This is a genomic window from Wolbachia endosymbiont of Diaphorina citri, from assembly GCF_013096535.2.
Taxonomy (GTDB): Bacteria; Pseudomonadota; Alphaproteobacteria; order Rickettsiales; family Anaplasmataceae; genus Wolbachia.
Genome location: NZ_CP051265.2, coordinates 54,955 through 78,367 on the forward strand (window position 1 = coordinate 54,955; position 23,413 = coordinate 78,367).

Below are 23,413 nucleotides of genomic sequence, written 5' to 3' on the forward strand. Positions count from 1 at the left end.
ACCCGATGTTAAGGCGGATGGAATCTAACCATCACGATTTCATGACTTTCGGGTCGCACGAGAATAATTTGTTTTGGAATGGGTTAGTCTACCAAACCAGTAGTACTATTAGCTTAACCCATATGTCAAACCTCCATTTTTATATTAATTTATTATTTTTCTTCTCTGCTTGACACAGTTTATTTAATATCTCATCTATATAAACTGACCATATCATTTTGTTGATAGCCAGAATCAATGTCAATACCATCTAGAAAACTGCTTGCTGGCTGCTGATTATCCATTTTTCTCCTTTTAGTTTTTGTACTCTCTGTGTCCAGAAACCTTTTGTTTCCTAGCAGTAACTCTTCACTTGATACTGAAGAAGAACTTTCGCTATTTTTTTCTACATAAAGCTCTTTTAAAATTGAGACACCCTTAGCATTCAAATCAGATTTTTCAAATTGTAAGAGCGATTCTCTTTTTTCTATCTCATTTCTTAAATATGTTAACTTGTCTTCACCTTCAGTAAATAATTCTTGTATAGCATTTACAGTTTCTAAAGTACTAGGATGATTTACTCCTATCACTTTCTCCTGTAATTCTTGCAATTGTTGGAGTTCTTGTAATGCTTTTTCCTTATCCCCTAAGCAGCTATGTAAAACAGCTATATAAAACTTCACAGATAGTACGTTAGGATGATTATCTAAAAATCCATAATTTTTTTGTAGCTTCAGTACTTCCTCAAAATATCGCAATGTTTTTTCTCTTAATTCCCTCTGAATGACTTTTTCTACTTCTATTTCAACAAAATAAGGAGCAGGTTGTAAGTACTGACTACCTTCTTGATTTATTAGAACATCTTGTAGATTCCTAAATAAAGCTTGTATACTCAATTCACGAGGTAAATCCTCTTGATGTGATAACTCTCCTTCATTTATAGTTACTTTTTTTCTTTCTTGAACCATAAAGAAATATGCTAGGGCATAGATATATTTTGTATCTAAATTATAAAGTTCATACATCTCGGAAGGATAAAGATAAGGATCATTATCAGAATTAAAATCACTTATTTTAAGGAAAATTTCATCTCTCAGTCGTCTTACATAGTACAAAGTTGTAAATGCATCAGTATATCTTTTTTGCATCACAAATACTTCAGCTATAATAACTGATATATCTAGATGTTCTTCTATAAGTTCCATAATGTCTTCGCCATGTAAACTATTGACTATAAAGTTATTGTATTTAACGTATGACAATGCTTCTTTATAATTTTTTTGTTTGAGATAAGTAGAAAGTATTTTTTTATCCAAAGTAAGAGGAGGAAATGTATCATTTACCTTCTCGAGTTTTTTTAAATCTAGAAAGATTTTTAACGCTCTATCATATAGTCCCAAATCAGCTTGCGCACAGGCAAACTCATATTTAATTAATCTTGAATATCCATCATCTACAGCAAGTAATTGATATAATTGTGATGTGAGATTGATAACTTTTTTATACTCATGTAACTCATTTAAGCTACTCAAGACTAAACAAGGAAAGTTCTTATTTTCTTCTATTAGATAGTCATATTTTTGACTATGATCAAACAAGGATAAGAGATGAACTACATCTAAAAATCCTCCTTCAGCTTCAGATATCAGTTCTATGACAGAGCTTAATATGTATCTTTCCTCATCTATGCTAAGCTGTAAACGTATTGCTTTTTTTATTAATTCATGCATAATGTAAACCTTGTATTTATCTGATCCTTCTACATAAATTATGGAATACTGCTCTAGCAATCCGAAAATGGAGTATAGTCCATCCTCATATCTAATCCAGGTAAGAAATAAACTGGGATCAATTGCACTATGATCAAAATAAGCCATAATACTTAAAATTTTTAGAATTTTCTCTCCAGAACTCATCTTTTCTATTGTTTCCATCGAGATTAGTAATGTTATTTGCAATATTCTATCGTATTCATTTTGTCCAGTGTTTCGTGGAAATTTCTGATTAAACCTTTCGTATTCTATTAAATATTCAAAAATTCCAAATGCTTCGCTCAAAGAGCTTGATCCTTTGTTTTTAATACATGCTGCTGCTAGATTTATAGCCAATGGAAAACATTTTAGTTTTCTTATGAGCGCTTTTATTTGTTCATCTTGCGATCTATCTGCCATCTCTAAAATTATTTTGACAAGTTGTACAGCTTCTTTTTCTTCAAGACTATCTAAAGATACTTCTGCTATATCTTGATAATCTTGATCAGAAGAAGTAAACAGGCAATCAAAACCACCTCTTTGACCTCTGATCTTTAAAATCCTCTCTAGATCTTCTTTTTTAACTCCCTGAAAAAGGAATAGGCATTTTTTCTTTTCTTTATTTCCTACTCCTCCTTCCATAAACATGGCTAACCTATCTCGGACAAAGGAAGCAAAAGAACTTTCTATGGATAATATATCTTGAGTACTCACCTCATAGGCATGAAGATAAGCTCCTTTGTTTTCTTCAACAAACTTTCTAGCTAATTGAGTTTTACCAATACCAGATGGACCTACTATTATTACTGCTCCTTTCTGTAATTTTCTATATATCTCCTCTATTTGTTCTTGCCTTCCAGTGAATTCTTCTACTGGATCACATACATCCTGAAAATTCATTTTACCAAATAGAAATCCTAATTTTTTTACATTTGATAATCTTTTTATACTAGACCGAAAACTCCTCGATCTTGCTGCATTATCATGCTCTGATTCAAGTAGGTTGCTATAGTCTTGAGCGACTGTTTCAGCATGCTTTACAAATGCTTCTTTTACTTTTAGATAATAAGATAAATTTGGAATTGTTTTTAAATTGTTTTCCATCAAACATATAACATCACTATTTTTTCCAGCCCTTTCTATTATCTTTTTGCCTTTCCTTATTCCTTCTCCTTCAACTAAGTATCTCATATTCATATCTAAACTTTGTTTGAATCCTTGACAGAAAAGTAAGATATACTCGCTTAAAACGCTTACCTCTTGTTCAATATGAGATTTAATTTTTACTATAAGATCCTCAATTACTTTTTTGCTTGGCATTTGGATTTCTTTATTGACAATATAAAATACCTCCTCCACTTTAGCCTTAAACTCTTGTATATTTAAGGCATCTAAAGTATACACATAATTTTCAAGTTCTACGTTTGTAGTTTCTACTCTAATATATCTTGTATCATACGTTCTCTTCGACTTTTCACCCATAAGGGAACGGCGATAACCATACTTACTAGATTTATCTTCACTTCTTCTATAATAGATAAAAGAGCCTTCACTTCCTTCTACAATTCCGATATTTTCATATAAGTCTTTAAGGTTATAACTTATTTCTCCATACTGCGCAGACACCTCTTGCAAATATGTATTGAGAACAAGGGTTTCAGCTATCCCTAGCTTGCTCAAATCTTTCTTATATTCTTTCTGAATGTAATATTCAATTATCTTATCTACAATGTCATCTGCTATCTTTGAAATATGATCAAAGCCTATTTTCTCAAACTGCATTTCAAAGCTTTGAAAAATATTGCATCCAGCATCTACGAATATTTTTCTAAAGCCCAGTTTATATTCATTAAATGTCTCTATTAAGTCTGATAGATTAATAAAACTTTTTGTCGCTTTTATTACATCACCTGTTCTCAAAGATGCCCTCATACCCAATATTGCCAAGTCATCTATATGTATTGAACATCCAAAAATACTCCGCACAGATCTATTAGTGTTCATTCCATCAAAAAATATTCTGTTCCCTTCTCTCAGTGTACTCGGAAGTACATCATATATAATAATCCTCATTTCAAATGATTGAATGAAACTCAGAACAAACTTCATCAAATTTGAATACTTTACTTGATAAAATTGATAATGATTACCTCCTTTGTAGGATAAGCATATTTTATTAAAATATTTTTCCTCTTCATTGTATATATGATCTTTTGAATCTTTCTCAGACACTATTATCGTTGTCTTTAGTAGATCAGACATTGCATTTATTTCATACTTTCCACCCCAAGCTTCAGGCATTTCCATGCACTTTAAGTATGTGTCAAATATAAATTTCTGAACTTCATTTCGGTTTTTTATCTTGTTAAGTTCAGTACAAATTTCTTTTACTGTATTTTCATCAAAAAAATTGGGTTGGAGTTTACTAATATCAATATTACACTGCTTAATTTTTTCAGCACCGAATTCACGTTCAAACTCTCTTTTAAAGGTACCTCCTGTAAAATAACTTCCACTGTGACTCTCAAAAAGATCCATAATCTCAACCTTATTTTCAAATCTTCTTTGGCTGAAACATACTTCATCAGCAACCTCAGAACGAAATGTCTTCGTTACCAACCGCCTCATTACACTATCTTCATAAATATTTGCATTACTTTGCATTAGCCTTTGAATTGAATGTACATCATGGTCGCTCGCAAATAATTCTTTAAATCTTTCATGGAAGGCATAATCATCAAATTTTACGGGAGCTAAGTAAGCTAAAGCAACAGACCAAAATAAGCAACTGCCATCTCCCGGTACATCAACTTCTTCATATGAAACAAGTGGTTGCAGTATCTTAGCAATATCTTTTCTGTTATTATCTCTAGCAATATCTATAGGAGTCTTTCCCTCTCCATTTAAAACATCAACTTGTGCTCCTATCTTTAGCAAAAATCTGACAATTTTTAACTCCCCCAGGCAAACAGCAATATGCAGCGGTGTATCACTGCATTGATTCACTCGAAAATTAACGTTTAGACTCGAATATACCTTAAAAAAACTTTTCAGCTTTTCAAGCTTTCTATCTTCTATAAGATCAGAGTCTTCTATGATACTAATAAATTCTCTCTGTACTTCACTCATTAATGGTGTCTCTCTCAAGATTGGCTCAAAATAGCAACCTCCTTTATTCATTATATGTATAGTATCTTTTTCATTATAATTTGTACTTACAGATCTAGATCCTAGCTCATCAATAAGATAACTTGACCACTCTGAATAGAGTAGATTTTCAATAACATGCAGCTTAACATTATATTCATTACAAATCATTCTTCCCTCAATTTCAGGTCTGCCAAATATAGGAACCTGCAACGTACTTCCATACCTTAAATCAGTTAATGCTGAAAACACATCTTTATTGTCCTTCTGCATTTTTTCTATATCTTCAATACTGTATTCTATACCAATCAAATAAGTCTTCCATAATTCTTCATCATCAATATCAGGGTCTGGAAGTACTACTTTAGAATCTCCACGGTTTCTAGCATCTGCTATAATCTTTTTTTTCATTTCTTGACTACTTAAAGCTTGCTTCCTACAAACTTCTCTAAAAGATTTCACAGTAAAGTTTGTTTCAGGCTTTAATTGCTTAAGTCCTTGTGCAACTGCATCAAAGAAACAACCCCCTCTTCTAATTGCTTTTCCTACTGTAAAACCTTCTGGCAGCTTTAATGTTTGCTGGCTGTTAGATGATGATATATCTTCACTTATCAATCTAGTTTGATAAGGTGTTTGCTGCTTTAAAAGTCTTAGGCTTTTCTCTGCATGATTTACAGAACATGATGCATTTAACATAATGCTTCCAATATTAACTAGACTAAATATAACTATATTATGGATAAAAAGAAATAGCATAGGAAGAACTTTTTTAGCATTTTATTTTAGTTTTTATTTTTAAAACTAAAGCCATTGCTTGCAAAAACACTTCTGTTTTTTTACTGCAATGTACTAATTTCTCTTTCTATTTTTAAGTACTAATTCAACTTTACATATTACTCAAAACTGAAACAATACAGCCATTTCCGGTAACTAAAATCAGCAAGCGTGAGAACTGTTCGTTTTGGGATGCGTTGGTCTTGTATCTTGTAAAAAGCATTTAATGTTTTAAGCTCAAGCATTAGATGGAGAAGGGAAGAACTCTGTCAGCGGTCTTAGATATAAAATCTGTAAGGTAGATAAGAGTTCCCTTCTCAAGAGTACAGGCTGGACGGTATCGTAGCAAAATCTAAATGGTTCTAATTCTGTATCCACAAAACTAGCCTTACTTTTCATTTTTAATGGTAACGTATGGGGTTATACATGATCAACAACTTTTTGGGCATAGACATATCAAAAGATCGCTTTGATGTTTTTCTCTCATTTATAAGTAAAAAAGGGAAATGTGAAACTAGGAGAAGAAGCTTTAAGAACGATGATTCTGGGTTTCAAGGTCTGCTGAGCTTTCTACAAAAACATAATGTAAAAGAAGCAAAAGCTTGCATGGAATCCACTGAGCGAAGCTTTGTCTGAATTTCTTCACAATGCTGGACATTTTGTTAGTGTTGTAAATCCTTATTGTATTAAATCTTATGCAAGCTTATACGACAAAAGAATGATCAGACCGATGCAGAAATTATTGCTGATTATTGTCAAAGACAGGAAACTACTCGTTGGACATCACCATCTCCTGAATTGAAAAAACTAAAACATCTTTATCGTTGCTCAACCGCGCTAAAAGATGAATTAACATTAATAAACAATCATCTAAAAAAAAGAGAGACTACCTAAAGAAGTTGCAAATGCTTGTTGCAATGAATGTAGAGCAAAAAATAGAAACAATAAAAAGCTCCATACGTGAACTATTAAAGCAACACAAAGAGTTATTAGAGAATTTTCAACTTTTATTAACTATTCCAGGAATAGGAGAGAATAGCTATTTTAGCTCTAACATAAAAGCTTTTATAAATGCCAGATAATTGGCATCATACGCTGGAACTATACCACGAAATATAACATCAGGTTCATCTGTATATGCCAAGACCAGATTAAGTAAATTAGGTTCACGAACACTACGCAAGGCAATGTATTTTCCTGCCATAGTAGCTAAGAATCACAATCCTATCATTATGAGCTTTTGCCAAAGATTAAAGGAAAAGGGTAAGCATAATATGGCCATCGTTGGTGCTGCAATGCGTAAGTTACTCCATATTGTTTTTGGTGTTTTAAGTTCAAAAAAAGCTTTTCATATCAAGAACTATAGAGTTAGAAGGTTTACTGAAGTTTAAAATCAAAAAATGCTCCAATCATATCTTATGTGAAATAGTATCTTACACAAATTTATTAAATGTTGTTGGTTAGTGGATATGTTTATAAGCAAATTAGTTCTATGTAGGCAAGAAATTTACTTATAAACATATCCACTAACTATAATCTGTATACCCGCTACACAGGATGTGGATTGGAAGTATTTTTTGATTTTATTATGCAGCTTGAGCAATTTTTATAATTTTTTTGTTGACTAACAAGACGGTCTCTTCCTTCCCTTATAGATTATAGGTTTCTAATTCTTTATAGTTTACCAATCCAGTAGTTCCATTTACTTGACTCATGTCAAACCTCCATTTTTATCTCAATTATATTTTACTTCTCAGTTTGACACACTTTTTTGAACATTCCCAAAATTTTCAATGTTCATATGGTTATAAGCAGTACAGCTATTAATCATCCATTATTGATATACCTGAATTATTCTCAGTAAATAAATCAAGTATAATGTTAGGTACTCTACCATCAACTATGTGAACAACCCCTGCACATTCTTCTACCATTTTAGTATATGACATAAGCCTTTCAACAAATTTTTCTCCTTTAATTTTTCCACAATCAATCGATTCTTTTAAATTTTTAATCAAGACTCTTCCATTGCCAACTTTGTTTATTTCTTCATCTGTATCACTCAAGATTATCATTTTAGATGCGTAAACTGCAAGTGCAATTGCACTTGCAGTGCTATCAGTATCAATATGATATGTTTCTCCATTTTTTCCATAACCGATAGGTGCAATAACTGGTATAGAATCTGATTCTTCAATAAAGAATAATATATCAGGATTGATTTCAGTTGGTCTACCGATAAATCCCATGTCTAGTATTTTTTCAATATTATTTAATCTATTTTCCCTAAGCGTAGTGCTTATCTTTTCAGCTTTTATGAGGTTGCCATCTTTTCCACATAGTCCAATAGCTGAACCACCAGCAGAATTTATATGCTGAACAATTTTTTTATTAATTGAACCACACAGTGCCATTTCAATAATTTTCATAGTGCTTTTGTCTGTAAGTCTGACACCATTTATAAACTTATCATTCATACCTAGCATTTTTAACACTAAGTTAATTTCATATTCTCCGTCATGAACTACCACCGGATTTATACCAAGCTGTTTCAACAGAACAACATTATGCGCAAAAGCACTAAGCAGCGTTTCATCTGAAATTATTACACTGCTGCATTTGATGATAAAAGTTTCGCCTACAAATTTAGGTATGTTAGACAGAACTTCAAATAATATTTCTGTTTTTTCCTTCAATGGCATCTTACCATTTAAAGATTCATCACTTTTCATTTTTTTATCTTGTAAATTTGAAAAACTCATCTCTTACCTTGGTGATTTTATGCTTAACACGAATGCTTATTTGATGAATTGATACATGTTCATTATTAACCCACTTTTGAGTATTTTCTAGAATAGTATCTAGACTTTCCTGATTCACTTTATCTATTTTTGTTAGCACAATATTAAAGTCAATATTATTACATATTAACCAATAAACAAAGTCTTTGTCTATTTCTTTTAATCCTACCTTGCTATCTATAAGCACAAACACTCTTTTTAGATTTCTCCTGTGAATTAGATAGTACTCAATTAGGTTTAAGTATTGTACTGCTTCTTCCTTGCTTGCACAAGAATAGCCATAACCCGGTAGGTCGACAATCCTAAACTTATCATTGTACATAGAGTAAAAATTTATTTGTCTAGTGCATCCAGGTTTAGAAGAAACTCTTGCAGCTTTTTTGCTGTTTATCAGCAAGTTGATTAAACTTGATTTTCCTACGTTTGATCTACCAGCAAATGCAATCTCTGGAGCTGACTCATCTGGTAATGATTTTTTGTCTGAAGCTCCAAATATGAAGCTGCAGATTGATGTTATCTGTTTTGCCATTATACTTAGGTAGAAATATTCGAGACAATTATAGTGTTATTGCTTGATATAAGAAATTTTTTATTTCAGTATATATTACTTACTTAAACAGCTGAAAACTAGACCTGTACTATATGGATATAGAGAATAATTTACAAGACTTAAAAAAAAAGTTTTCTGATGTAGAGAGAAATCTGGAAAACCCTACCAATTTGAGTCAAAAAGAATTCGTTAGTTTTTCAAAGGAATACTCTGAACTCAGACCAATTATCGAGATAATCGATGAATATAATATATTAAAAGAGGAAATTTCAGATTTAGAAGAAATCATGAAAGATGAGAACAGCGATGGTGATATAAAAGAGTTAGCAAAAGAAGAACTTCTTGAGAAGCAAAAGATACTATTACCGAAAGTAAAAGCAAAACTAAAGTTGGCATTATTACCCAAAGATGAAGATGACTCAAGAAATGCAATATTAGAAATTAGGGCAGGCACAGGCGGAGAAGAAGCAGCATTATTTGCAGCGATGTTATTTCGTATGTATCAAAAATATGCAGAAAGAAGAAATTGGAAGTTTGAGCCAATAAGTATTTCTAATACAGGTATAGGTGGCTATAAGGAAGCTTCTGCACTCATTAATGGAACAGAAGTTTTTGCAAGACTGAAATTTGAGTCAGGGGTGCACAGAGTACAAAGAGTGCCAGAAACTGAATCCTCAGGAAGGTTGCATACCTCAGCAGCCACTGTTGCAATATTACCTGAAGTTGAGGAGGTTGACTTTAAAATAGAAGAAAAAGACTTGCGAATAGATGTTTACAGGTCTAGTGGCCCTGGCGGGCAATCAGTGAACACAACCGATAGTGCAGTAAGGGTTACTCACTTGCCAACAGGGATAGTTGTTATACAACAGGATGAAAAATCGCAGCACAAAAATAAAGCTAAAGCACTTAAGGTATTGAGAGCTAGGTTATATGAAATTGAAAGACAAAAAAAAGAAATGGAAAGATCAACAATGAGAAGAAGTCAAATTGGTTCTGGAGATCGCTCTGAGCGTATAAGAACTTATAACTTTCCACAATCAAGAATTACAGACCATAGAATTAATCTGACTTCACATCGATTAGAACAGATTATAAAAGAAGGTGAACTAGATGAATTTATTGAGGCATTGATTTCACGAAATGAAGCAGAAAGGTTGGCTGGAGGGGGTAATGTTACTTTTTGATGGAAATTTGAAACAAAGCATAGGTATCAGGTTAAAAAGAAGTAAAGTTAGTTGTTCATAAGGTTGACAATTATTTAAATTTATGCTATAATTAGCAGCTCTATAACTTATAGAAACCATGGAAGTTGACTTTAATCAATATGTTAATAGTAACACCTTAGAGTTAAATAATCTATATGTATATATGGAAAAGCTAGTAAACTTTTTACAGAAAAAGTAAAATATTACAAGCTTGACTTTATCTAATTGTTATATTGATGCTCAGTGCGGAGAAGTTTTAAATGAAGCATTAGAGAATATTAATCTTCCAAATATTACTGAGTGTAAATTAACTTCTAGCATTATTGGCGCAGAAGGCTCAATAGCAATCACTAAATTGTTAAAGAATGGTAACTTTCCAAATCTTGTTAAACTTGATTTAATTTCTAATGATATTGATGTTGAAAGTGGAATAATATTAATGAGTGCGCTAAGGAATGGTAGTTTTTCAAATATTAAAGAATTTAATTTACTTTATGACAACGTCTGCAACGAAGGCATAGCAGCATTACGTGAATCATGGAACAACAATATGCTTCCAAATCTTATTAAGTTTAGTTTTCCCTTTAGTATTACTAATGATAACAAAGATATGGAAATGTCAAATGGATACCTATTCGGTTAATAGCATCATATAGAAAAAGGCAAGTTACATTTATTTGTTGCTGCTCATAGAACATCCAAATTCAACTATAGACCTGCTAAAAGGTGTAGGAAATCTTAGTGCTATTGACATTATTGCGAAAATTCCATCAATTGATAACTTCCTATTCTGTGTGAAAAAATAAGAAAAGAGAGGAAAAAAGGATTAGTTTCTTTTATGATTATCCAAGAAGTCTAGTATAAATTCAAGTTTTGTGAATAGGCCTGGCGCTTAAATTTTTGATCAAAAAGGGACAAGTTTAGTAAAAAATAATGATATTATAAGTGGAACATAAAATATTCCAACTGCAGTACTAATTAGGAGCAATAAAGTAGCTTTATCTGGTTGATAATTTAAAATATTAGCAAGTATTATACTAGATCCAGAAATCGGAATAATAGCCAGTAACATCAGTGCTTTATAGATGCTTTCATCATATATACCTGTAACATGCTTGTCTAGTAAGACAATTCCCAAAACAAATAACGGCCAGAATATGTACTTTGCTACAATAGTGGTCAAAGCAAGCTTCCAATCTACTTTAAAATTTGTAATTTGTGCAATACTTACTCCAAGCAGCACCATTCCTAATGTGATAAATGTACTTCTGATATTTATCATAACATCTGTCAAAAAAGTTGGTATTTGTATATCATATATACTTAAAAAGAAGCCTAGAATCATCGCATATAATGAAGGAAGTTTGAGTAACTTTAATACGCATTCTTTTGCAGTATAGATACCATTTGCAGCTATATAAAATCCCAAGCTATTTTCAAATAGTGCCATTCCTATGTAACATACAACATACACAGACACTGAATCTTCATCAAATAAAGCCATGGCAATCGGTAGACCAAAATAACCCATGCTTGTGCTGCCCGAGCTAAACGCTAATATGTTTCTCGTGTTGTCCTTAAATAAAAAAGAAGAAAGATAATACACTGATAAGGACATAGTACTACCTATAAACCATATCAAAATCGGCAGAGAAATTACTTTTAAATTAACTTCTGTATGAGATACTCCGTATAAAATCACTATTGGATTAGCTATATAAAAGAGTATTTGAGATATAGTATTTCTATCAATTTTAAGATATCTTCCTGCTAAGTAACCAATAAGTATTGTAATGTAAATAGGTAATATTTTGAGGAAAAGAGTGAAGAACATACTAGCCTATTGTGATATCTTTGCTGATAAAGTGATATTAGATTTTAAGGTATTATAAAAGTAAGTAAAATTTATTTTCCAATTAATCAAGTTCATAGTTAGTTAAAAAAGATTCCTGAGTGCCAAAATTTGTTCTTATATAGGACTTAATAATGATATTTTTATGATTAAATTATGTTAAGTTTGTATAAAGCTCCTTGTATATTGTTATAAACCACTTGTAGTAATTTAGGTAGATTGTTGAAAAAACACTCATCTTGAATGGTTCTCAGGAATTCTTGCCTTAATCATTAAAATCGCACTATCACTTTCCATAATTTTTTAAAGCCAACTTTTTCGTAAACACGGATTGCACAAACATTTGCTATACCTGGGTCAACAAAGGCATTCTCATAAACTTTAAAGACAAATTTGTTTAAAAATATATTCAAAGCTTGTGACCCAACTCCTTTACCTACATAATTCAGCTCTCCGATATACCAGTCTATAGCAGCACAACTTTCTGGAAGTTCTAAAGTGTTATAGACCTGCTCAGGTGGAAAATCATGTTTGTTGTAATATTGAATATAACCAATATCAACTCCATCACAATTAATAATGAATGCGTGCATTGGTTTTTCAATAATTTGTGTCTTAGATTTCAAATGTTTGAATCCTTTAACGTAGTTGCTATATTTTTTCTCAATTAACTCTGGTGTCCAATTTATATCCGCATCCCACCACTTCTTTATATGGTGTGTTTCTACCCACTTTAATAATAGTGAAAAATGTTCTTCTTTCAACGCTTTAAATGTGATATTTTTATTCATTAATTAAAGATTTTAAGTGTTACTACCGTTTTTATTAATTCTATCTCTAATTGCTAAGTTCATTGAAATTGATATTTCTGTACCTAGTTTTCCTGATATAGTACGCTATTTTAACGTACCGGAAGGCACAATTCAATTAACTATTGCTTATAATTTTTTAGGCTTTTGCATAGGAGGGTTGTTTTTTGGTCCATTATCCGAATGTTATGGTAGAAGGAGAATGATGATCATAGGTAATACTTTTCTATTAATTGGTGCTGTTGGTTGTGTTGTTGCACCTTCAGTTTTTTATCTTCTAATTTCCCGATTTATTCAAGGCATTGGTGCAAGCACATCTGTGGTTGTGTTTGCAATTATTGCAGACAGCTATAAAGGTGAAGAAGCGGTGAAGTTTATCGGGATCATGAATTCTGTTCTAACAATTATCATGGCAATTGCACCAGTGTTAGGCAGTTTCATCAACGAAATTGTTGGGTGGCGTGGTAATTACACAAGTGTTGCAATACTTTGTTTTATTTCTTGGGTTTTGCTGATTTTTCTGTTACCAGAAACAAAAAAGGACCGCGATGTTTTTAGTCTAAAAAAAATGATGAAAGACTACAAAAAATTATTATCGAGTTCAAAATTTATGGTGCTGTCTTTGCAGCAGAGCCTCTTCTCTGCTGCTTATATGTCATTCATTACTTGCGGACCTTTTTTGTATATGGAAACTTTTGGCTTATCCAGTACTATTTATGCACTACATCAAGGTGCAATAGTTGGCTCCTTCTCACTAATTAGCCTATTTTCCATTAAGATCCTCAAAAAATTTGGAGCAGTATGGTGTGTAATTTCTGGTACGAGCGTGGGTGCTATCGGATCTCTATTGTTTGTAATACTCAGTGTAATCATGCCCCATTCTTTCTACTTAGTAACACTATCTATGATTATTTTTTCTATTGGTTGTGCAATATGCCAGCCAGTGGTTTTTAACGCATCAATAAACGTTTTTCCTGAAATTAAAGGTACGGCTTCTTCTGCACTCTCGTTCATTAGAGCTTTTGTTATGGCTATTTTTATCGGCTTAACAAGCTACGTTTACAATGGTCAAGTAATCAGTGCAGCTATTCTTGTTTTTTCTGCAGTAATTCTAATTTACTGTCTACTTATTGTTTGCAAGATCTGGAGAGATTACTATATAGATCCTTCTTATTTCTAGTTATTGTGGTCTTAAACTTTACTGTTTGCTCTATATGTACTTCCTCCAAATCACTTAGAGCGTGGTCCCTGTTATTAAAGCTATATTTCTTAACCATCTAATCTAATGTAACAGAGCTTAAAAAGAAAATTGAGAACCTTGATTCTTTGCAAGTAAATCATGAAATGCATTAACAGCTTGATCTTTTGCCATTACCATCAGTATGCAGTTTACTATTACCTTTTGCTGCAACTATGTCATATTAATTCTCTCGATGGTCGGGACTAAGGTTATCAAATTCCTCTCTAAGTTTCCTTATTTGGCAAAAAGTATGAGTTTGCCCATACGTCTAAAATTTGAGAGCCACCTTTTACTAATCCAATCAAATTCCAACTTTCATTCAAATAACTATTTCTTACTGTTTTTGTACCCTAAAAAATTTAGCTTACTTTTGGACTAGACCGTTCAGTAGCATTAGTACGATTTACTTTTTTTTGAATGTAGAGACTTTCTAGGGATTGTTTTTTTGAATTCTATAGTATTTTGTTCAACATTAAAATGAGAGCCTAGTTTCAAGCATTGAAATGATGAATTAAGAGCTGCTTTTGCCCCATTATTCTTAATTATTTGAGTAGTTGATAATGGAATACGATTACTTTCGTTTATACTAATCAACACGTCAAATTCTATGCTATTATTGTGTTGTTTTATGTTGCTAGCTCTAATTTTACCATTTCCAAACCCAAACGTTATAGAATTACTCGCATCATGATTGATGTCTGCAGAATCAGGCAAAATAGCAAAATTCGCGTTGTTTACAAATCGAGAAAACGCATTTTTGATTTCGTTAAATGTACCGTAATGGTCTATATGGTCGTCATTAATACTTGTTACAACAGCAATATCTGCAGGAATTTTTAACATAGTTCCATCAGATTCATCAGCCTCAATTAAGAAAATGTCACTTTTGCCAAGTTTTGAATTACTCTGATAGGAATTTAATATTCCTCCAACAATTACAGTGGCGTCAGCACCAGAATGATCAAAAATGGAAGCAATCATAGCTGTCGTCGTCGTCTTGCCACTTGAACCTGAAATCGCTATCACATATTTACCTTTCATAATTTTAGCCAGCATGTCTGACCTATGAAAAACGGTTTTATTGTTATTTCTTGCTGCAACTAGCTCCACATTATCAGGTTTTATTGCGGAAGAATGTACAACTATTCGAGCTTGTCTAATACTACTTGCATCGTGACCAATATAGACCTCTATACCTAATTTTTGTAACCTATCTATATTGTCGTTTGATCGCGTATCACTGCCTTGAACTTTATAACTGGAACTGTGAAGAATTTCAGCAATTGCGCTCATTCCAATTCCACCTATACCGATTATATGTATTACTTCTTTTTTAGTGCTGTGCATATTTGGCAGTAGACATTTACTTATTACTAAATTTATTATAGTATAATTTAAAATCCTCATGGTATCGAACCATTTCACTAAGTACAATGATAAAAAACCTAGCCTTTCTATGCCTAATGTTCGTTTTGATGAGTAGTTGTAGTTTTCGCAGTATGTATAATGATACAGCAGGTCATTATAAAATTGGCAATAGCTATACAATAAATGCTATCACCTACCACCCAAAATACTGTAGCTGTTACGAAGAAGTAGGAATAGCATCGTGGTATGGAATAGAAGATCATGGCACAATTACAGCCAACGGTGAAGTGTTCAATCGTCACTTGATTTCTGCAGCACATAAGACCTTGCCCCTACCCTGCTTTGTTCGTGTTACTAATTTAGAAAATGGAAGAAAGCTTGTTATAAGAGTTAATGATAGAGGACCGTTTGTTGAAGGTAGAATAATAGACTTGTCAGAAAAAGCAGCACAAGTTTTAGGACTTCATAAGTCTGGGCTTGCGAAGGTAAAAGTCGAGTACTTAAGACAGAGGTCAGAACAATTGATACAAAATACTCCTCATTACAAAAGGCAATATGAAAAAGAAATGCAGAAACGTCACCCAAAACAAAACAGTACAGAAAGCAAGGGATACATAGCATTTTTTGTAAACGCTCAGGCAGCTAAATCAGCTGCATCAAAGCTTCGTAATCAAGGAATAAAAAATGTTAGATTGCTTTTCAAGAATGATCAATACTGCGTAAAAGTAAGTTAAAACCTGCAGTACAGATTGTGTAGTATGCCAGAAACTATTTGACAAACGAGAATGTTCAAAAAAGCATGTGCGTCAAGTTAAGAAACTATCGTGAAATATATCAATATTTAAGATTGGTATTTTATTTGTTACATTTCAGTAGTGATAGCTACCTCACCTATAGCTGTAAAAAACAATCTACCACTTAAGAAATTTCATTTAAAAAATAGCATAATCTTATTTCTCTAAAAAATACTATCTTCAACTTGAATATGTTGAAAAATATTTTGCGTATTATCCAAAAAGTCATCCTTTATAGCAGCTAGCTCGGATTTTTTTTGAGATAGATTATCTTCTATTGAAACAATCAAGATCATTGCACTTTAGTTGAGAGCACATGTCTCCATTTTCATATAAACCTCGTATAACGTCACAATATGCTCGATTTTATCAGTTTTTGGTTGTTGCTTTTCTTTGAATATTGCCTTTAATTTCGAATCTATGTCTAATTCTTTTTTTATAGCTTCAGTAGCATTTTCATGATACTGTTTATAGTCCTCAAGACTCTTTGATATTTTATTTTTTACTTCGTTTTGTAACATCCCTAGAAAATCTTTAGCGTTAAATTTTTCAATTTTTTGCTTCCATTCATCATACGTATATTTACCACGTTGTGTATCTTGACACTTGCCTCCTACATTAAATAGTTCTTCATTACAGATTGTATCACCCTGATAAAAGTAATCGCTTATATTAATTTTATCGCTAGTTAAAGTTTATCTAATTGCTGCTTTATTTTCTGCAAGTTCTTCTCTGTACTTGTTAATGCAATTTAGTAATTCTTTTTTGCAATCTGTAGTCATAAGCTGTTTCCTTTAATAAAATAAAACCTATTTTGCATGAAATAATTAATACTTTATTACTAATCTGAGGTATACTAAGGTAGTGATAAGAAGTCCAGCATCTACAAAGTTTGTTTAAACTATTTTCAAAACGAATAAAATGTAATTTTAGGTAAATAAAATGAATTACGATGTAATCATTTCAGGTAGTGGGCTAATTGGTCTTATTACTGCTATTGGCCTGAGTAATGACTCTGTATCTGTAGCAGTAATTGAGAAAAATAGTTTACCACGTGCAGTTGATGATAATCGAGCATTTGCTATTTCTCAAGGGTCAAAAAAAATACTAGAAAAATTAGGAATTTGGCAGTTCTTAGAAGATGAAGCTGAACCAATACTTGATATATGCATATTAGATGGAGATAGCCCATTTACTGTTCATTATGACCATAAAATGGTTGGTGAAGAGCCAATGGGTTATGTAATCAAGAGCGCTATTATATGGAATGCAATTAATAATAATTTTTTGCATAAACTCAATATATATTCTCCACGTTTCTATAAAACAATCGCTTGTGACGAAGGATACGTGGAAGTTACTCTTGATAATGATCAAAAATTGATATCATCGCTATTTATCTGCGCTGAAGGTAAAAACTCTAAGCTGCCAGAGTTGTTTTCTATAACAATAATAAAATTTGATTATAAACAAAATAGCATGGTATTTAATGTAAAACATGAACTACATCACCAAAACTTAGCTGTAGAGCGGTTTTTTCCTGGTGGTCCATTTGCAATTTTGCCAATGAAAGGTGGCTATACTTCTTCAATAGTTTGGACAGAAAAATGCGAAATTTCAAAAATGCTGATGAGCTTATCTGAAGAGGAGTTTATCATAGAACTCAAAAAAAGATTTGGTTCTTATTTGGGAGAAATTGAATTAGAGGGTGAAAGAAAATCTTACCCTTTAAGTTTTACTTTTGCGAGAAAGCTTCATAAAAGCAGAATTTTGCTTATTGGCGATGCAGCACATTCAATCCATCCAGTTGCAGGTCAAGGACTTAATCTTGGAATGAGAGATGTAGAGAGTGTTATTAGACAAATAACTGCTGCAAAATCTTCTGGCATTGATGTTGGCAGTAATTATCTATTGAAGAAAATTTCACGTGATAGATACTTTGATAATTTTACTATGGCACTTGCAACTGATGGACTAAATAGAATATTTTCCAACAGAATACTTTGCGTTAAAGTTCTGAGCAATCTTGGTTTAATGGTAGTTGAAAATTCAGATTTTCTTAAAAAAAGCTTCGTTCGACATGCTATGGGGTTTATATAAACCACTGTTGTATAACAATGTTCGTACAGTTATGTGTGTTCCACCAAAAGTGTCATACCAGTACTTCCTCTCTTGTTATTCAAGTAGACTTTTCTTATCATCCCAGTGTCTAGATACTGGGATCCAGAAGACTTAACTTTAAATAAATCTGGATTCCAGCGTCATGCGCTGGAATGACACCCATTTCTTTCCAGTAGTTCTTCTCTTGTTATTCAATTAGCTGACACTGGTTCCTTTATGATGGTGTCAGCTACTTGGATGACAAGAAAAAAGGCACTAGCATGACATTAAATGATTTTACTTATTTTAGCATTAAATGCGATGAAGAAAATCATTTATAATCGCTATAGTAACTAGTGTTGAAACCTGACGTACCTTTTGGCTTGACAAACGAGAGTTTTTATCTGATTTGACAACAAGGGCTTCTAGATGACTTTGAAAGTAAATATTACCATGCTTATCTTCGATAGCTTCTATTACCCCGTCATTGGCAAATGCTGCAATTTTATATCCAAGTAGCTCTAGCCTTCTTCTATTTTCTGTAGTATTACTTACTGTACCTGAATGAGCATTTGGAAAATAAGTTAAAAACCAGCCATTTTGATTAGGTAGTAAAAATCTAGCTACCACTTTTTCCAAACGACTACCTGGAACAATTTTTATCTGCTGAAGAGGTATGTTCTCTTTTTGTGCTGATTTTAAATGATTCTTCTCATCATTAACAACATTTGTTACTTCAATTTCTTTTGCATACATAATGTCTTGTAAACCACCGCATATGGCAAGCAAATGAATTGTAGGATTGTCATCTACTATTTTTACAATTGCTTCATTCACAACCTGGCAGTAAGGGTTAAGAGCTGAATGAAAGTTATCTGAAATAAATATTCTGTTTATCTTTTGCTCTTTGATAAATTTTGCAACTTCAACTTTTATTCGATCTAGTATCAGCTTTTTTGCCAATATTTCATCTTGTTTTGCGAACTCTTCTTGGATTTCTTTTAGATTAATTATTTTGTCGTAGTCAATGGATATAGTTTTAACCCCAAAATTATTGAATATCTCATAGATATTTTGAGACTCATCTGTTTGCAATAAACCAACAATTATATTATAATTTACTGCATTTTCCGCTGTCAAAGCAGATAATTCTTTGTTTACTTTTTCACTATAAGCGATATTACTGAATAGTAGAAATGTAATTAATAGTATATTAAATATTCTATTGTAACATTTATACATTATTTCCTAAGTAATTATATTAACATTATAATATATTATAGAATATTAAGAAAAAGAATGTGGCCTGAGCAGGAATCGAACCAGCGACACAAGGATTTTCAGTCCTTTGCTCTACCAACTGAGCTATCAGGCCAACTACGTACTTTCATTTTTAGACAAAAAACGTTATCATGTCCATCAAAAGTTTTTGAAGTATAGAAACAAAGAATGAACATTAATAACAAAATAGGAATTTATCCTGGTACATTTGATCCTATAACTTTGGGACACCTTGACATAATAAAAAGAGCATGTAAGCTAGTCGATAAGTTAGTAATTGGTGTTGCAGAAAATGTTAACAAGCATACTATTTTTAACATAAATCTACGCACAAGCATGGCTGAAAATGAAGTGAAAGGACTGGGAATTAACGCAGATGTCATATCTTTCAATGGATTATTAATCAATTTTGCCAAAGAGCAAAATGCCTCTGTTATTATCAGGGGGCTCAGAGCAGTATCAGACTTTGATTATGAATTTCAAATGAGTTGGGTAAATTATAAACTCCTTCCTGAAATCGAGACTATATTTCTTCCTGCATCTGAAGATACTCAATTTATCTCATCAAGTTTTGTGAAAGAAATAGCGAGATTAGGAGGAGATGTTAGCAGCTTTGTATCAGAAAGTGTACGAAAAGAATTTACTAATCTAAATCAGGTAAAAAATGGAGAATAAATATCCGTTGTCTTTTTTATTTTCAAATGAGTATGTTCAATATATAAAATATTATAAACTAAAGGAGCAACATGTCAGAAGTGAGGGATAATAATCTAATAGTTTGCTGCCGTGGTGATGAGAATGATGATGGTTCTGGTCATCCAGTAGTATATTTACATAAAGAAGGAGAAATGTATTGTCCTTATTGCAGTAAGCCCATGAGTGAAATAGTAAACTCCGAAGAATTTCAATCTGTTGAGGTAAAAACAGTGAATAAAAAAAAGGACCAAAGGTTAATAACACTTCATTCTTTAGCTTATGTAAATAGCAATAAAGGGGGCAGTAAAAATGAAACTATCCATACGATCAAGTACTCCTCCATGACCGGGTATTATACCTCCACTATCTTTAACATTGTAAACTCTTTTGATGAGTGACTCAGTAAAGTCTCCAAGTTGGGCTAGAATAGCAATTGTAAAGCCAATTATTGGGGAATAGAAAATTGGAAATAAACTCAAAAATATTGAGCCAAAAATTGTACAAAATACTCCAGCTAAAACCGCACCTAAAAGCCCTGACCAAGTCTTTCCAGGACTAATAATTGGGCAAATTTTAGCACCACCAAAGTTTTTACCAAATAGGTAAGCGGTAATATCGATGCTCCAAATGGTTAAAATAAGCCATATTAATTCATATTTTCCCTGTGGTAGATTATATAAGTATATCAGCGATGCATTTGGTAGTGCAATGAGTAGTAATGCAAAAATATATAAGATTCTATTGCCTTTAGTTAGATTATACCATTCAAAAGAAGATAGAACTGCAATTGAAAAAATTAGTAGATAAAATGATAAATCACTGAGATATGTGGCAAAAGAAAATATGAGTAATATGAATATTGAGGACAGTGTTCTCACCATAAAATTATTATCTACCATATTTTTTCTCTCTTTTTGTATAATCCTCTAGTGCTTTGATCAAATCTTGACAAGAAAAATCAGGCCACAAAGTATCACAAAAATACAATTCAGCATAAGCTGCTTGCCATAATAAAAAATTGCTTAACCTTTTTTCACCGCCAGTGCGAATTAATAAATCCAATTTTGGTAAATCCTTAGTATACAGAAATTTTTCAAATTCGTCTTCTTTCAACACGCAATCGATATTTCTTTTGATGATGTTGTTGATAGCATGTATAATTTCCTGATTTGCTCCATAACTAACTGCAATAGTGAGTAATAGGCCATCGTTCTTATGTGTTACTTCCTCTACTTTTTTAATTTGATCGAATATTTTACTGGGCAATAGACTTAAATTGCCAATAAAATTCAACTTAATGTTAGAATTATCAATAAAATTGATTTTATCTTCATTAGTTAAAACAGAGTAAAATAAATCAAATAGACAATCTGTTTCGTTTTCAGGTCTGAGCCAATTTTCCATGGAAAATGCATACAAAGTTAAGTAAGATATCGCTAAGGTTGTGCAATGTTTAGCAATATCAAATGCAACCTCACTGCCTTTTCTATAACCATCAATTTTTACTCTTCCTTGATTTTTTGCCCACCTACTATTACCATCCATAATAATTGCTAAGTGTTTTGGTAGAGATTCTAGATTTAACATTTTAATTTAACCTGTTATTCCGGTTTTATCAATATTACCCATATTAGGTTAGCTTAATTTCTATGTAAAACGTTCACTATATTCACCTGAACTACATTATTACTGAAAAATCATTGATAGTCTATACTCTACTCTATGAATAAAGTTTTCTGAACCTCGGTGTCAGCTACCAGTGATTTTACTAAGAAATATGGCAAAAATGGTCTAAATTGAGCGTGTTTCCTTAATTTGATGCGTATGGTTTATTTAACACCCTCTTAAATTTATAAAGCAAAACCTTGGATATAAACACTTTTTAAGCTATGTCATGATATGTAACTGACTTGCATTTTTTCTTCCCGTGTCCCACTTAAGACATTACTAGGCCCATTTTTATCTTCTAGTAGTTTTATAATATCGCTAAGACTAGAATGACTACATTTTTTAATGTTAAAAGAAATGATATTCTCAACAACCTCCTGATTTTTTAGTAGTTTTACAATATCGCTAAAGAGAAACTTATCATTACAAAGTATGAATTTAAGTTTTTCATAATCAATAAAATTGATGTTCTCAACAACTTGTTGATTTTCTAGCAACCTTATAATCTTGTAACTGCTACTAGTATAATTGCTACTATTAAACTTATCGCTATTATGAATGAGTTCAAATTTTTCATAATCAATAAAACAGAGGTATTCAACAACTCTTTGATTTCCTAATAACTCTATAATATTTTCACCACTAAACTTATCACTCTTGAGTATAAGTTGAAGCTTTTTATCACCAATAGAGTTAATTCGATCAATAGAACTCGAATCTTTTAGTAATTCTGTAACATTTTGCTCACTAAGCTTACCATCACACTCAACTATCATCCATTGAATAAAACGGATATTCCTAATAGCATTTTGATTTTCTAGTGGTATTCCCACATCTGCATCGTTGCAAGACTGAACATCATCAACATGTTTTTCATTAATTCCTTTATTTCCTAGTGCTTCTTTAGCGAAGCTATTCGGATCATTTTTTTCATCTTCCTCGTAATCAAAATTATCATAATACCCATAATCTTCTCCATTCTCCTCACTATCACTACTTTCGAATTCATTATTGGTATTGCAAAACTCCTCACCTTTTAGTATTTCTAGAATCTTTTCCCTCGAAGGTTCATCATTTAGCATGGACCTAAACATTTCATCATCGCAACCGTTGATGTTATTAACAATTTCTTTATTTAATAGTAATTCTTTAATATCTTCGCAACTAAACTTCTTGTTAAACTTGCATAAGATTTTAATTTTACTTTTATCCATTGAATTGATGCCATCAACAACTCTTTGATCTGATAGTAATTCTATGCCATAAGCCTTACATATCAGTTGAAGTTTTTCATTACCTAAGTCTTCTGCATTGCCTGCTTTATCAAAATCCATAATCTTATTCTAAATTACCTAATATTTTAAGTTTAAATATATTGAAAGAAATAATCAAGCGTTA

At 31.9% G+C, this 23,413-nt stretch carries 17 protein-coding genes, 1 tRNA gene and 2 pseudogenes; 7 read left to right on the top strand and 13 right to left on the bottom strand.

Features of this window, described 5'->3' with window-relative positions; translation table 11 throughout:
- Positions 1–191: 191 nt before the first annotated feature.
- Complete coding sequence (locus tag HGO49_RS00275) at positions 192–5,573, bottom strand: ankyrin repeat domain-containing protein (protein ID WP_172758497.1); 5,382 nt, start codon at positions 5,571–5,573, stop codon at positions 192–194.
- A 504-nt stretch (positions 5,574–6,077) separates the two neighbouring features.
- Between HGO49_RS00275 and HGO49_RS00280 the strand changes: the two are divergent.
- Positions 6,078–7,042, top strand: a pseudogene (locus tag HGO49_RS00280) (IS110 family RNA-guided transposase).
- A 432-nt stretch (positions 7,043–7,474) separates the two neighbouring features.
- Here HGO49_RS00280 and argB read toward each other — a convergent pair.
- Together argB and yihA are read right to left on the bottom strand one after the other, a co-directional pair.
- Positions 7,475–8,413: an acetylglutamate kinase gene (gene argB / locus HGO49_RS00285; protein ID WP_017531630.1), complete on the bottom strand. Its 939-nt coding sequence runs from the start codon at positions 8,411–8,413 to the stop codon at positions 7,475–7,477.
- The gene (gene yihA, locus HGO49_RS00290) at positions 8,388–8,984 is read right to left on the bottom strand and encodes a ribosome biogenesis GTP-binding protein YihA/YsxC (RefSeq protein ID WP_410543218.1); all 597 of its coding nucleotides are present in this window, start codon (positions 8,982–8,984) and stop codon (positions 8,388–8,390) included. The genes argB and yihA overlap by 26 nt, the downstream gene beginning before the upstream one ends.
- Positions 8,985–9,094: 110 nt before the next feature.
- Here yihA and prfA point away from each other — a divergent pair, with 110 nt between their 5' ends.
- Together prfA and HGO49_RS00300 are read left to right on the top strand one after the other, a co-directional pair.
- A complete protein-coding gene (gene prfA, locus HGO49_RS00295) occupies positions 9,095–10,186 on the top strand; it encodes a peptide chain release factor 1 (RefSeq protein WP_017531632.1) in 1,092 nt (363 codons plus the stop codon).
- A gap of 232 nt (positions 10,187–10,418) precedes the next feature.
- Positions 10,419–10,850 (top strand): leucine-rich repeat domain-containing protein, encoded by a 432-nt coding sequence (locus tag HGO49_RS00300; RefSeq protein WP_017531633.1) that lies wholly within the window; start codon positions 10,419–10,421, stop codon positions 10,848–10,850.
- Between the two features lie 261 nt (positions 10,851–11,111).
- Here HGO49_RS00300 and HGO49_RS00305 read toward each other — a convergent pair whose 3' ends face one another.
- Both HGO49_RS00305 and HGO49_RS00310 read right to left on the bottom strand, forming a co-directional pair.
- Positions 11,112–12,041 (bottom strand): AEC family transporter, encoded by a 930-nt coding sequence (locus HGO49_RS00305; protein ID WP_017531634.1) that lies wholly within the window; start codon positions 12,039–12,041, stop codon positions 11,112–11,114.
- 290 nt (positions 12,042–12,331) lie between these two features.
- A complete protein-coding gene (locus tag HGO49_RS00310; protein WP_017531635.1) occupies positions 12,332–12,850 on the bottom strand; it encodes a GNAT family N-acetyltransferase in 519 nt (172 codons plus the stop codon).
- Between the two features lie 16 nt (positions 12,851–12,866).
- Between HGO49_RS00310 and HGO49_RS00315 the strand changes: the two genes are divergently transcribed.
- Positions 12,867–14,048, top strand: coding sequence for a multidrug effflux MFS transporter (locus tag HGO49_RS00315; protein WP_017531636.1), 1,182 nt, complete (start codon positions 12,867–12,869; stop codon positions 14,046–14,048).
- A gap of 651 nt (positions 14,049–14,699) precedes the next feature.
- On the opposite strand, the pseudogene HGO49_RS00320 reads toward HGO49_RS00315, so the two are convergent.
- Positions 14,700–15,515 (bottom strand): annotated as a pseudogene (locus HGO49_RS00320) (Mur ligase domain-containing protein); the annotation flags it as partial.
- A 26-nt stretch (positions 15,516–15,541) separates the two neighbouring features.
- On the opposite strand from HGO49_RS00320, the gene HGO49_RS00325 reads away from it, so the two are divergent.
- Positions 15,542–16,210: a septal ring lytic transglycosylase RlpA family protein gene (locus HGO49_RS00325; RefSeq protein WP_026092577.1), complete on the top strand. Its 669-nt coding sequence runs from the start codon at positions 15,542–15,544 to the stop codon at positions 16,208–16,210.
- A 224-nt stretch (positions 16,211–16,434) separates the two neighbouring features.
- On the opposite strand, the gene HGO49_RS07425 is transcribed toward HGO49_RS00325, so the two are convergent.
- Complete coding sequence (locus HGO49_RS07425; RefSeq protein ID WP_017531639.1) at positions 16,435–16,566, bottom strand: hypothetical protein; 132 nt, start codon at positions 16,564–16,566, stop codon at positions 16,435–16,437.
- A 6-nt stretch (positions 16,567–16,572) separates the two neighbouring features.
- Positions 16,573–16,791 (bottom strand): hypothetical protein, encoded by a 219-nt coding sequence (locus tag HGO49_RS07145; RefSeq protein WP_017531640.1) that lies wholly within the window; start codon positions 16,789–16,791, stop codon positions 16,573–16,575.
- Between the two features lie 421 nt (positions 16,792–17,212).
- Between HGO49_RS07145 and ubiH the strand changes: the two genes are divergently transcribed.
- The gene (gene ubiH / locus HGO49_RS00335) at positions 17,213–18,370 is read left to right on the top strand and encodes a 2-octaprenyl-6-methoxyphenyl hydroxylase (RefSeq protein ID WP_017531641.1); all 1,158 of its coding nucleotides are present in this window, start codon (positions 17,213–17,215) and stop codon (positions 18,368–18,370) included.
- 312 nt (positions 18,371–18,682) lie between these two features.
- Here the strand turns inward: ubiH and HGO49_RS00340 are convergent, their stop codons facing one another.
- Together HGO49_RS00340 and HGO49_RS00345 are read right to left on the bottom strand one after the other, a co-directional pair.
- Positions 18,683–19,612, bottom strand: a complete 930-nt coding sequence (locus HGO49_RS00340; RefSeq protein WP_017531642.1) for a gamma-glutamyl-gamma-aminobutyrate hydrolase family protein — start codon at positions 19,610–19,612, stop codon at positions 18,683–18,685.
- A gap of 60 nt (positions 19,613–19,672) precedes the next feature.
- Positions 19,673–19,745 (bottom strand) — tRNA-Phe (locus HGO49_RS00345).
- A gap of 74 nt (positions 19,746–19,819) precedes the next feature.
- On the opposite strand from HGO49_RS00345, the gene coaD reads away from it, so the two are divergent.
- The gene (coaD, locus tag HGO49_RS00350; RefSeq protein ID WP_017531643.1) at positions 19,820–20,326 is read left to right on the top strand and encodes a pantetheine-phosphate adenylyltransferase; all 507 of its coding nucleotides are present in this window, start codon (positions 19,820–19,822) and stop codon (positions 20,324–20,326) included.
- 293 nt (positions 20,327–20,619) lie between these two features.
- Here coaD and HGO49_RS00360 read toward each other — a convergent pair whose 3' ends face one another.
- From HGO49_RS00360 to HGO49_RS00370, 3 genes are all read right to left on the bottom strand, one after another.
- Positions 20,620–21,246 carry a phosphatidate cytidylyltransferase gene (locus HGO49_RS00360; RefSeq protein ID WP_017531644.1) on the bottom strand — a complete coding sequence of 209 codons (627 nt, stop codon included), beginning with the start codon at positions 21,244–21,246 and terminating at the stop codon, positions 20,620–20,622.
- Positions 21,236–21,934, bottom strand: a complete 699-nt coding sequence (gene uppS, locus HGO49_RS00365) for a polyprenyl diphosphate synthase (RefSeq protein WP_017531645.1) — start codon at positions 21,932–21,934, stop codon at positions 21,236–21,238. Before uppS ends, HGO49_RS00360 begins: the two co-directional genes overlap by 11 nt.
- A 305-nt stretch (positions 21,935–22,239) precedes the next feature.
- Complete coding sequence (locus tag HGO49_RS00370; RefSeq protein ID WP_017531646.1) at positions 22,240–23,349, bottom strand: hypothetical protein; 1,110 nt, start codon at positions 23,347–23,349, stop codon at positions 22,240–22,242.
- Positions 23,350–23,413: the final 64 nt, after the last annotated feature.